The sequence below is a fragment of the Parabacteroides sp. PH5-46 genome, from assembly GCF_029892785.1.
GTDB lineage: Bacteria > Bacteroidota > Bacteroidia > Bacteroidales > Tannerellaceae > DFXE01.
Window position 1 is genome coordinate 158,382 of sequence record NZ_JARXXA010000003.1, and the last position, 12,240, is coordinate 170,621.

11 protein-coding genes are annotated in these 12,240 nt (G+C 44.4%); 8 read left to right on the top strand and 3 right to left on the bottom strand.

Going from position 1 to position 12,240, the window contains the following annotated elements:
* The first annotated feature begins 10 nt into the window (after positions 1-10).
* Entirely contained in the window at positions 11-517 is a 507-nt protein-coding gene (locus tag M2470_RS04135; RefSeq protein ID WP_280743818.1) for a TlpA disulfide reductase family protein, read from the top strand.
* Between the two features lie 17 nt (positions 518-534).
* Positions 535-2,955 (top strand): alpha-L-rhamnosidase C-terminal domain-containing protein, encoded by a 2,421-nt coding sequence (locus M2470_RS04140; RefSeq protein WP_280743817.1) that lies wholly within the window; start codon positions 535-537, stop codon positions 2,953-2,955.
* A 111-nt stretch (positions 2,956-3,066) separates the two neighbouring features.
* On the opposite strand, the gene M2470_RS04145 is transcribed toward M2470_RS04140, so the two are convergent.
* Entirely contained in the window at positions 3,067-4,014 is a 948-nt protein-coding gene (locus M2470_RS04145) for a TPM domain-containing protein (RefSeq protein WP_280743816.1), read from the bottom strand.
* Between the two features lie 5 nt (positions 4,015-4,019).
* Positions 4,020-4,613 (bottom strand): LemA family protein, encoded by a 594-nt coding sequence (locus M2470_RS04150; protein WP_280743944.1) that lies wholly within the window; start codon positions 4,611-4,613, stop codon positions 4,020-4,022.
* Positions 4,614-4,924: 311 nt separating this feature from the next.
* Here M2470_RS04150 and M2470_RS04155 point away from each other — a divergent pair, with 311 nt between their 5' ends.
* The 6 genes from M2470_RS04155 (at position 4,925) to M2470_RS04180 (ending at position 11,363) form a co-directional block, all read left to right on the top strand.
* Positions 4,925-6,322: a DUF1593 domain-containing protein gene (locus tag M2470_RS04155; protein WP_280743815.1), complete on the top strand. Its 1,398-nt coding sequence runs from the start codon at positions 4,925-4,927 to the stop codon at positions 6,320-6,322.
* Positions 6,323-6,395: 73 nt separating this feature from the next.
* Entirely contained in the window at positions 6,396-8,609 is a 2,214-nt protein-coding gene (locus M2470_RS04160; protein WP_280743943.1) for a heavy metal translocating P-type ATPase, read from the top strand.
* 2 nt (positions 8,610-8,611) lie between these two features.
* A complete protein-coding gene (locus M2470_RS04165; RefSeq protein ID WP_280743814.1) occupies positions 8,612-9,025 on the top strand; it encodes a copper resistance protein NlpE in 414 nt (137 codons plus the stop codon).
* 14 nt (positions 9,026-9,039) lie between these two features.
* The gene (locus tag M2470_RS04170; protein ID WP_280743813.1) at positions 9,040-9,240 is read left to right on the top strand and encodes a heavy-metal-associated domain-containing protein; all 201 of its coding nucleotides are present in this window, start codon (positions 9,040-9,042) and stop codon (positions 9,238-9,240) included.
* Positions 9,241-9,331: 91 nt separating this feature from the next.
* Positions 9,332-10,522 carry a glycine C-acetyltransferase gene (kbl, locus tag M2470_RS04175; protein ID WP_280743812.1) on the top strand — a complete coding sequence of 397 codons (1,191 nt, stop codon included), beginning with the start codon at positions 9,332-9,334 and terminating at the stop codon, positions 10,520-10,522.
* Positions 10,509-11,363 (top strand): histidinol-phosphatase, encoded by an 855-nt coding sequence (locus M2470_RS04180; protein ID WP_280743811.1) that lies wholly within the window; start codon positions 10,509-10,511, stop codon positions 11,361-11,363. The genes kbl and M2470_RS04180 overlap by 14 nt, the downstream gene beginning before the upstream one ends.
* Positions 11,364-11,365: 2 nt before the next feature.
* Here M2470_RS04180 and panB read toward each other — a convergent pair whose 3' ends face one another.
* Entirely contained in the window at positions 11,366-12,190 is an 825-nt protein-coding gene (panB, locus tag M2470_RS04185) for a 3-methyl-2-oxobutanoate hydroxymethyltransferase (protein ID WP_280743810.1), read from the bottom strand.
* Between the last annotated feature and the right edge of the window lie 50 nt (positions 12,191-12,240).

A 12,240-nucleotide genomic window follows, 5' to 3' on the forward strand; every position in this document is an offset into this window, starting at 1 on the left:
ATAAATTCGTATGAAAAGGATCATTTTTGCCCTGTTTTTTATTTCTGTAGCTTTGTATTCTACAGCACAGGAAGATAGTGATGTTGTGAAAGTAGGCGATACTATGCCTGCTTTTACCATTGTATCAGATAATGGAAATGAATTCAAATCATCCTCTCTGCAAGGTAAGGTCATTCTGCTGAACTTTTTTGCTACTTGGTGCCCGCCTTGTCAGAAGGAGTTGGCTGCCGTACAGGAGACTCTTTGGCCGAAGTATAAGAACCATGCCGGTTTTGTGATGCTTGTTGTTGGTCGGGAACATTCCGATGCTGATCTGGCTACCTATAACGAGAAAAAAGGCTTTACTTTCCCACTGTATCCGGACAAGAGCCGGGCTATCTACAGTTCGTTTGCCAAGAGCCTTATTCCCCGGACATACCTGATAGGAAAAGACGGAAAGATTATTTACGCCAGCAAGGGGTATAATGATGCGGAATTTGCCGAACTAATGAGCAAGATAGAAAAAGCGCTGAAATAGCCTAAATATCTGATATTATGAAACACACACATTTTCTGTTTTTGTTTTGCCTTTTGGCTTGTTTATCTGCAACAGCTCAGATCCGCCTGACCGGATATAATCAGTCGGAAATCAACCCTGCTTTGCTGGAAGGGGGGCGTTGGGACGCCCGCTGGATCTCGCTTCCCGGCGAACCGGCTAATACCTATGGCATTTACCACTTTCGTAAGTCCTTTGATTTAAAGGATGTTCCCGGAAAATTTGTCGTACATGTATCGGCAGATAATCGCTATAAATTGTATGTAAACGGAACGCTGGTTTCCCTAGGCCCGGCTCGTGGCGATATTTATAACTGGAATTTTGAAACAGTAGATATTTCTCCCTGGCTTACAAAGGGTAAGAATACCCTGGCAGCTGTTGTATGGAATTATGCCGAGCAGAAACCGGTAGCCCAGATTAGTATGAATCAAACGGGCTTTCTCCTGCAAGGAAATACAGATACAGAGAAGGTCGTCAATACGAATAACTCCTGGCTTTGTATAAAGAATGAGGCTTATTCCCCTTGGACAGACTGGCAGGTTTTGGGTTACTACGTGGCAGGCCCCGGTGAGTTATTGAACGCTTCCGCCTATCCCTGGGGATGGGAACGCCCGGACTATGACGATTCGCAGTGGCAGAAAGCCCGCTCTGGTATAGAAGGCGCTGTAAAGGGAGCTCGTGATTATCCGGGACGTTTGCTGGTACCGTCTCCCATTCCTCCTATGACGATGGAGCTGGAGCGTCTGCCCAGTGTCCGTATAGCGGAAGGAGTAAAATGTCCGGACGATTTTCCGAAGCGCTCTGCCTCTTTTTGCATCCCAGCCAATACCAAGGCTCGTTTATTGTTGGACAATCAACAGTTGACTACCGGCTACTTTTCTTTCTTATATAGCCAGGGGAAAGATGCCGAAATAACGATTGCTTATGCCGAAGCACTTCACGAAGACTCAAGCGAATCCACTACCAAATCATATAGCTTGAACCCCAAAGGACATCGTGACAGGATAGACGGAAAACTATTTATCGGTTATGCGGACAAGATTATTGCCGATGGAGGCGAAAACCGTGATTTTACAACGCTTTGGTGGCGTACCTGGCGCTATGTGGATATCCAGATAAGCACCTCTGACGAGCCATTGGTTATCGACGATATATATGGCACATTCTCAGCCTATCCTTTTGTGAGTGAGTATGCTTTTGATGCTCCGGCTCATCCGGAACTGAACAAAATGCTTGATATCGGATGGCTCACAGCCCGTTTGTGTGCGAATGAAACCTATATGGATTGCCCTTATTATGAGCAACTTCAATACTTTGGAGATACACGTATTCAAGCGATGATCACGATGTATAATACCCGCGATCCGTATATGGTAAAGAATGCGATAGAGCAGGGGAGACAGTCGATTGTTGCCGAGGGTATTACCATGAGCCGTTATCCTTCTGCCTTGCACCAGTTTATCTCTTCTTTTTCCCTTTGGTGGATCTGCACGGGGCATGATTACTGGATGTATCGGGGCGATGAAGAATATATGAAAAGCTTGCTGCCTGCTTACCGGGGAGTCCTTGCCTGGTACGAGCAGTGGCTGAAACCGGATATGAGCCTGGATTATGTTCCGCATTGGTTCTTTGCCGATTGGTCGGCAGGTCTTGATTATGGCGAGCCGGTTCGTGAGAAAAACGGTAATTCAGCTTTCCAGGATGTATTGTATATATTGGCTCTGGATGCTGTTTCAGAGATGGAAGAAGCAATTGGGCTGTCTTCTATGGCCAGGCATTACAAGAAAATAGCTTCGGGTATCCGTTCTACGATGCGCAAGAAATATTGGGACGAAGAACGTAAGTTGTTTGCTGATACACACGATCATCGTTCGTATTCTCAACATGTAAATGCCTTGATCATTCTGGCAGGAATCGTTGAAGGTGAGGAAGCTGCAGAAGTAATGGAGCGTACGCTTGCCGATAAGGATTTAAAGCAAGCAACCATCTATTTCCGTTACTACTTGCACCAAGCCTTAAATAAGGCCGGATTGGGCGATCAACTGTTTGAAAACTTACAGATATGGCGGGATCAGATGGCATTGGGCTTGACTACCTGGGCTGAAATGCCGGAGCCTTCCCGTTCCGATTGCCATGCCTGGGGATCCAGTCCGAACATTGAATTATACCGTATTGTATTGGGAATAGACAGCGATGCTCCCGGATTCAAAAAGATACGCATCGCCCCTTCACTGGGAAAACTGAAAGAGGTTTCCGGCAGCATGCCACACCCCTTCGGCACTGTAAAAGCCAGCTATTCGGTAGACAAAAAAGGCAAGCTAACTGCGACCCTAAGCTTACCTTCCGGTACCTCCGGTACCTTCATCTGGAAAGGAAAAGAATACCCGCTTTCCGCAGGCGAGCAACAGATAATTTTGTAGAAAAAAGGCAATGCCTTTTCTCTTTCGGAACACGCAGAACGCAGTACGGTTTTTTCCCCTCTTGAGAGGGTCTCCCCGTACTGCGTTCTGCGTGTTCCGTTCTGCAAAAAATCAAAATCTGCTGATTGAGCCACCGCCACCGGAACGGCCTCCTCCGAAGGAGCCTCCGCTGAATCCGCCACCTCTTGAGCCACCGAAACCGCCTCCGCCCATGATAATAGGGCCACCGGCAGCTTCGCGTCTTATGCGGCTGGTTCTGCGTTTTTGCTCTTCTGTGTATCCGCAGTTTTTGCAGCGATAGATATCTGCTACAAGCCCTTCGGAAGTGTAGGTAGCCCGTTGGATGGTCTGCTGACGTACAAAGACCAATGTTTTTTGTCCGCATTTCGGGCATACTCGCGGACGGTGTTTAATATATGTGCTGAGTAGGACAATCAATATGAGAGTTATCGGAAAGCCCATAATCATCAGAAAGGCAGCCCAGAAGGGAAGATCATCCTCCGAGGTATCACCAGTTATAGCCTGCCGCTCGTAATCGCTGGATAACAGATAGTCGGTTACAGCAATCACGCCATTCAGCATCCCGCTGTCATAATTACCGTCTTTCATGTCGGGAATCATGTAGCGCTGTTGCAGGCGATAGCAAATAGCGTCCGGCAATACACCTTCCAGCCCGTAGCCTGTTTCAAAGACAACGGAGCGCTGCGAAGGCTCGGTAACTAGCTGAATCAACAGCCCGTTATCATCTGCATTCTTCCCGATTCCCCAATGCTCAAACAAGTCGGTGGCAAACATGCGGGCATCGTTGTCACCTATGCTGTAAACGGCTACGACAGCCACTTCAATCCCCGTACTGTCTTCCAAGGCCTGGAGGTACATGTTGATGTTCCTGATCGTATTCTCGGAAAGAATATCGTCGGGATTACTCACATGATTGGTCCGGTCTGTCAGCCGTACATTAGGAATGGTTTCTACCGTATGGTCGGTAGCTGCCATGCCCGGCGGGAAAAAGAGAAGAAGCAGTCCCGCCAGTACTACCTTGTATATTACATCCGTCATACGGCTTAGAATTCCACTTTCGGTGCTTTTTCTGCTCCGGATTCGGCTGAGAAATAGGCTTTTGGGAAGAAGCCAAACATACCGGAAAGGATGGAATTAGGAAATGTCCTGATATAGGTGTTGTATCCCCTGGCCACTTCGTTAAAGCGCTGACGCTCTACGGCTATTCTGTTCTCCGTACCTTCAAGCTGAGCTTGCAGTTCTTTGAAGTTTTCGTTGGCTTTCAGCTCGGGATAGCGCTCTACTACTACCATCAGTCGAGACAGGGCACTGCTCAGTTCGCTTTGTGTAGCCTGGAATTGTTTCAGTGACTCTTCCGTCAGATTTTCCGGGTTGATGTTGGTTTGCGTAGCCTTGGCACGGGCATTAACTACCCCTTCCAGTGTTTCGCGTTCATGCGTTGCGTATCCTTTTACGGTATTTACCAGATTGGGGATCAGGTCCAGGCGGCGCTGGTATTGATTCTCTACCTGGCTCCAGGCAGTTTTTACCCCTTCGTCTTGTGTTACCATATTGTTGTATACACCTTTAAACCAAACAAATAAAACGATAAGTAATACGACAGGGATTGCAATCCACAAAATCTTTTTCGACATAATTCTAGTATATTAATAATTGTACATTAACTCCGACAAAACTACAAAATCCCCCTTTGATAACAATACTCAAGGTGATTTTTTTCCCTAAACAAGTTTACCTGCAATTGCTTGCTTTTTCATGCTCATGCGTGACTGCAAATTATTTAGAGGTACGTCTAAATTGATTTACACCTACCTCTAAATAAATTTACACGTACCTGTAATCTGATTTACACGTACCTCTAAATTGTTTTAGGCGTACCTTGTATAATTCTTTATTCATAGATTAAACAGAAAATGCTTACATTTGTTGTGAACAATAATAGATACCAATGAAAGTTGTACCACTGCTAATCTGTGTAATTTGTAGTATTTGTAGTATATATGCGCAAGAAGAGAATAACAAAGCGCGCGTTTTTGTGTTGACGGATATTAATAACGAACCCGATGATGAAGAATCGTTGGTGCGTTTCCTGCTCTATAGCAATGAATATGATATTGAAGGTATTGTAGCAACCACTTCCTGCCATTTGAGAAAAGAGATTCGTGAAGACTTGATCCGCAAAATTATTACAGCTTACGGGCAGGTTCGCCCTAATTTGCAAATACATGCCGACGGATATCCCACTCAGCAAGAATTAGAAACTATAACAGCAAGCGGACAAGCTACTTATGGTCTTCAGGCAGTAGGCTCCGGAAAATCCACAGAAGGTTCCCGCCTGTTATTGAAAGCTGCACAAAAAGAGGATAATCGCCCCTTGTGGGTATGCCTATGGGGTGGAGCAAATACATTGGCGCAGGCATTGTCTGATGCACGGAATGAAATGGCAGAAGAAGAATTAAAGCGGGTGATAGGCAAACTAAGGGTCTATTCTATTTCAGATCAGGATGATGCCGGCCCATGGATACGGAGCGAATTTCCGGAACTTTTCTATATTGTTGATCCATCCGAAGCCGACTATTATACATATTATAGATCCACCTGGACGGGTATTTCCGGAGATGTACAGAACCAACTGGGAGTAAACTATCATTTTGACTTGGTGGATAACCCATGGCTAAAAGAAAATATCATTGAAAATCATGGTCCGTTAGGTGCATGTTATCCGCTTGCAGCATTTATCATGGAAGGAGATACGCCTTCTTTTCTGGGGCTTATCAACAATGGTTTGGGATGGAGCGAAAGTCCGGGCTTTGGCGGTTGGGGAGGACGATATGCACTGTATCGCCCGTATGGAGAAATACGGTCAATATGGACTAGTAATGTATTCAGCAGGGATAGAGTGGAGTATGAACCTGGAAAATTTCATACATCAAACGGTGCGACCATCTGGCGTTGGAGAGATCATTTTCAGTATGATTTTGCCGCCCGTATGGACTGGTGTATAGCTGATAGTTATCAGAAAGCCAATCATAATCCTACAGTTGTATTGAATGGAGATACCGGTAAAAAAGTGCTTTATGTACAGGCTGACGGGAAGAAGAAAATACAACTATCGGCAGCCGGTACTTCCGACCCTGATGGCAATGCCCTTCATATAAAATGGTGGATTTATCAGGAAGCAGGCTCATTACAAGGCGCTTCGTTAAGTAAAACTGAAGGGGAGACAACCGAAATAGATTTAAGCCGAATAGAGTCCGGCAAGGGTACTGTGCATGTAATACTGCAGGTGAATGATGATGGATTTCCTAACTTATATGCCTACCGCCGGGTTGTTGTTGTTTTATAATTAATCGGAAATATACAACAAAAAGAATCTGCCGATTGTTGTATTGATACTTTGAGGAATGTTTATATAAATGATGAAAAAAACAGAAACAAAAATAGTTCCCGTATTGGATATGAGTTGTGCTGTTTGCGCCAATAACGTTGAGAGCACAGTAAAGAAGTTGGCCGGTGTGGTAGACGCATCTGTTAATTTTGCTGCCAATACATTGAAAGTGACATATGTACCGACTGATATTAGCCTGGATAATATCAAATCTGCCGTTCAATCTGCCGGTTACGACTTAGTGGTAGACGAAGAAGAAGATGCGCTGGAAAAGCGGGATGAAATCAGTCGGAAAAAGTATGAGCGCTTGAAACGTAATACGATAGGTTCCTGGGTGTTAGCCATTCCGTTGGCTGTACTGGCGATGGTGTTTATGCACCTGCCGTATGCTAATTGGGTGATGATGGCCTTGGCGCTGATTATCATGTTGTTATTCGGACGTTCTTTCTATGTGAACGGAGTACGTCACGCTCTGCGTGGATCTGCTAACATGGATACGCTTGTGGCCTTGAGTACATCCATAGCTTTTCTGTTTAGTTTATTCAATACCGTTTATCCGCAATTCTGGACCGATAAAGGGCTGGAAGCCCATGTGTATTACGAAGCCTCCGGTATTATTATCGCCTTTGTATTGCTGGGTAAACTGCTGGAAGAAAGGGCTAAGAACAGTACTTCGTCGGCCATTAAAGGGCTTATGGGACTGCAACCCAAGACAGCTCGCAGACTGGTTGACGGGAAAGAAGAAGAGGTGCCTATTGCCCTGCTGCAAGTGGGGGATAGGGTGAGTGTACGCCCGGGCGAAAAAATACCGGTAGATGGTATCTTGGTAAACGGTTCGTCATCTATTGACGAGAGCATGCTTAGCGGCGAGGCTATACCGGTAATGAAATCGAAAGGTGATAAAGTACTGGCCGGTACGATCAACCAGAAAGGCGCTTTCTCTATAGAGGCTACCGGAGTAGGTAAGGCTACGGTATTGGCTCAGATTGTACAAATGGTGCAGGAAGCACAGGGTAGCAAAGCTCCGGTGCAGCGTATTGTTGACAAAATCAGCCGCATATTCGTTCCGGTGGTTGTTCTTGTAGCCGTTATTACCTTTGTAGTCTGGCTGGTAGTAGGAGGGGAGTCTTACTTTTCGTATGCCCTGTTGTCTGCCGTATCAGTATTGGTAATCGCCTGTCCTTGCGCATTAGGACTGGCTACTCCTACAGCTTTAATGGTAGGTATGGGAAAAGCAGCCGAGCGTCATATCCTGATAAAAGATGCCTTTGCCCTGGAAAATTTGTGTAAGATAGATACTGTAGTACTGGATAAGACCGGAACACTGACGGAGGGTGTCCCTCAAGTGATTGATTCCTACTGGCTTTCGGATCCTAATATATGCTATCTGGATATCCTTTATACGGCAGAGATGAAATCGGAGCATCCTCTAGCCTCTGCTATTGTAAAATGGATGGAAGATTCGGGAGCTTCCGAATTTGAACCGAAAAGTTTTGAAAGTATTACAGGTCAAGGGGTTCGGATGGAAGTAGGGGATCAAACATACTGGGTAGGCAATCGGGCGATGATGGAAATTTTCGGAACTAAAGTTCCTGATAATGTGGTAAAACACATTGATCGCTGGAACATGAACGGAAATAGTATTATTTATTATGGAGGAGAAGGAAAACTGCTGGCTGTTCTTGCAATTACCGACCGGGTTAAACCTACTTCGCTTATTGCTGTAGACAAATTAAAATACTTAGGCATTGACGTGCATTTGCTAACGGGTGATACGGAAAAAAGTGCCGAAGTAGTGTCAACTGTATTGGGTATCCAACAATATAAAGCTGGAGTACTTCCTGATGATAAAGATCAATATATTAAAAATTTACAGCATTTAGGGAAGCGTGTAGCCATGGTAGGCGACGGGATAAACGACTCGCAGGCATTAGCCCGGGCAGATGTAAGTATCGCCATGGGGAAAGGAACAGATATCGCCATGGATGTAGCGATGGTTACCTTGATGACATCGGACTTGTCATTGCTGCCTGAAGCTATTCGCATCTCGCGACAAACGGTTCGCCAAATCAAGCAGAACCTATTCTGGGCCTTTATCTTTAACGTAATAGGTATCCCCTTGGCAGCCGGTGTATTATACCCGATAAATGGATTATTGCTCAACCCTATGATTGCCAGTGCAGCGATGGCCTTCAGCTCTGTGGCAGTAGTAACCAACAGTTTACGATTAAAATTTATAAAATAGGTATGAAAAATTTATTGTTTTTATTTGTATTTGCTTTTGTATTTGTTTCTTGTGGAAACCGGGGGCTCTCTGATGGACATTATGCACAAAATTCCTTAAGTTATGGTGGAGTGTATGAAGGAGTTATCCCTTGTGCCGACTGTCCGGGCATTGATCTTGTGATTACCTTGGACTATAAAGGAAACTATACCAAAAAAATGACCTATCAGGATAAGGAACCGGAAAATGTATTTTCTACCTCCGGCAAATTCAAATGGGATAGTACCGGAACAGTCATTACCCTTACCGGTAAAGCCGATGGGGAAAAATTCAAAGTTGTAGAAGGCGCTATCATCATGCTTGATGCAAAAGGCCAGATGATATCAGGACCTACTGCCGGAATGTATAGAATTAAACAAACAAAAATGCAGGAATAATAAAATAGAAGTCTATGAAATTCAAAACAAATGCCAAATGCGGCGGCTGCGTATCCGCCATTGGCGATAAGCTAAACAAAGTAATCAAACCCGAAGAGTGGCACATCGATCTGAACACCCCGGAAAAGCTCCTGAAAGTAACTGCCAACGTCTCACCCGAAACAATCATCGCCCTGGTAGCCGACGCCGGCTTCAAAGCGCAACAGTTGTTGTAATTTTTTGAATAAAAAAACACGGGTCTCCTTTATAATCAGGTAAAAAATGGTGACCTTTGTGTCTTAATTAAACTAACAAAAAACAAAGGGTATGTACGGAAAATTAAAGGATTTTCTAACAGATGAACTAGCTTCTATAGAGAAGGCTGGTCTGTACAAGAAAGAGCGTGTTATTACCACGCCACAGCGCGCCGATATTCAGGTGAATAAAGGTGAGCATGTACTGAATTTTTGTGCCAACAACTACTTGGGCTTGTCTGACAACCAGCGGCTGATAAAAGCGGCGAAAGATGCTATGGATACACATGGCTACGGGATGTCATCGGTTCGTTTTATCTGTGGAACACAAGACCTTCACAAAGAACTGGAAGCAGCTATCTCTCGTTATTTCAAAACGGAAGATACGATTTTATATGCTGCCTGCTTTGATGCCAACGGAGGCTTATTTGAACCCCTTTTTACAGAGGAAGACGCCATTATTTCTGACGCTTTAAATCATGCCTCTATTATTGATGGGGTGCGCTTATGCAAGGCGAAACGATATCGCTATGCCAATGCTGATATGGCAGACCTGGAGCGTTGCCTGCAAGAAGCACAGACTCAGCGTTTCCGTATCATTGCTACTGATGGGGTGTTTTCTATGGACGGCAATGTAGCTCCGATGGATAAGATTTGTGAGTTGGCCGAAAAATATGATGCTTTGGTAATGGTGGACGAGTCTCACTCTGCCGGTGTTGTAGGAAAGACCGGACGTGGAGTAGCCGAACAATTTGATTGCTATGGCAAGATTGATATTTTCACCGGAACATTGGGTAAGTCTTTCGGAGGAGCTATGGGTGGCTTTACGACTGGAAAGAAGGAGATTATAGATATGCTCCGCCAGCGTTCACGCCCTTATTTGTTTTCAAACTCTCTTGCTCCTGTCATTGTAGGAGCCAGCATAGAGATGTTCAGGATGCTGGAAGAAAGTGATGCATTACATACCAAATTGGTGGAAAATGTAAGCTATTTCCGCGATAAGATGCTTGCTGCCGGATTTGATATTAAGCCGACTCAGTCCGCTATCTGTGCTGTGATGCTGTATGACGCTAAACTGTCGCAGGATTTTGCTGCCAGAATGCAGGAAGAAGGTATCTATGTAACTGGATTCTACTATCCGGTTGTGCCTAAAGAACAAGCTCGTATTCGCGTGCAACTATCTGCCGGACACGAAAATGAACATCTTGACAAAGCGATTGACGCCTTTATAAAAGTAGGAAAAGAATTGAATGTTATTAAGTAATTATCATAGTCACTGTACCTTTTGTGATGGTAGGAGTGCGCCTGAGGATTTTGTGAAGTTTGCTGTTTCAAAAGGTTTCAGCACCTATGGTTTTTCATCCCATTCTCCGCTTCCTTTTGAGACGTTCTGGAATATGTCGGATACTGATCTTCCTGAGTATCTGGCGGAGATAGAGCGTCTGAGAAAGAAATACGAGGATAAGCTAAAGATCTATGTAGCTTTAGAGATTGATTACCTGGACGAAACGTTCAATGCCTCAATTCCGTATTTCAAAGAATTACCTTTGGACTACCGGATAGGATCTGTGCATTTTCTACCGATCTCGAAAGAACTAACAGAAGCAAATATGGTTTGCATAGACGGTTCTTTTGAAGATTATAAAAATGCAGTGAATACTCATTTTGGAGGTAGTATCCGAAAACTGGCAGAGCGTTTCTATGATTCAGCAATGAAGATGGTAGAGGCGGGAGGCATTGATATTGTAGGACATATCGATAAAGTTTATATGAACGGCCAACGTATCGATTCCTCTCTAATAGACGCTCCTTGGTATAAAGACTTGTTCATATCCTGTCTTGACCTGATTGCTGAGAAAGGGATTATGGTGGAAATAAATACGAAAAACATGAGTAGAAAAGGAGAAACATTTCCCCATGTAAACTATCTCTCATTGTTGAAGGAAAGAAATATACCGGTGTTGGTTAATTCAGACTGCCATTTCCCAGATCTGGTAAATGACGGACGTTCCGAAGCTTTTCAATTACTAAAAGAAACAGGTTTCCGTACTACACGGGAATTAATAAACGGAAAATGGAACGATGTTCCATTCTCCGTTTATTGATATTAATATTGTTCGTTTTCGTTCGGGAAATCTTGCCGTTTTACATCTTCGATGTAGGTTTGAACGGCTTTAGTGATCACCTCTTTCAGATTGGCATACCGACGTAGGAAACGGGGAGAGAAATCTTCCGTAATGCCCAACATGTCATGCATAACCAATACCTGTCCGTCTACTCCATTTCCGGCACCAATACCGATTACTGGGATCGTTAGTTCCGAAGCAACCTGGGCTGCCAACTTAGCCGGAATCTTTTCAAGTACGAGAGAGAAACATCCCAGCTCTTCAAGCAGGTGGGCATCTTCAATCAGCCTTTTGGCTTCAGCCTCTTCCTTTGCACGTACTGTATAAGTTCCGAATTTATTGATCGACTGAGGGGTCAATCCCAGGTGTCCCATAATGGGGATACCGGCCGAAAGTATTCGTGTAATCGAATCTTTTATTTCTGCTCCCCCTTCTATTTTGATACAATCTGCATGTGTTTCTTTCATCACACGAATAGCAGAAGAAACGGCTTCTTTGGAGTTCCCCTGATAGGTACCGAAAGGAAGGTCTACTACGACGAGCGCACGTTTAACAGCTTTCATTACCGATTTTCCATGATAAATCATCTGGTCAAGGGTAATGGGAAGTGTTGTTGTGTTTCCCGCCATTGTATTAGAGGCTGAATCGCCTACCAGAATGGCATCCATTCCTGCCTGATCTATCAACTTCGCCATGGAGTAATCATAAGCTGTAAGCATAGATATTTTTTCTCCTCTTTGCTTCATTTCAAAAAGACGGTGAGTAGTTACTTTCCTGTCTTCTGTATCACGTTTTGCAACCGACATATTATTTATAGTTTAATGTTACAGGGGGCGAATTTACATAATAAAATTGA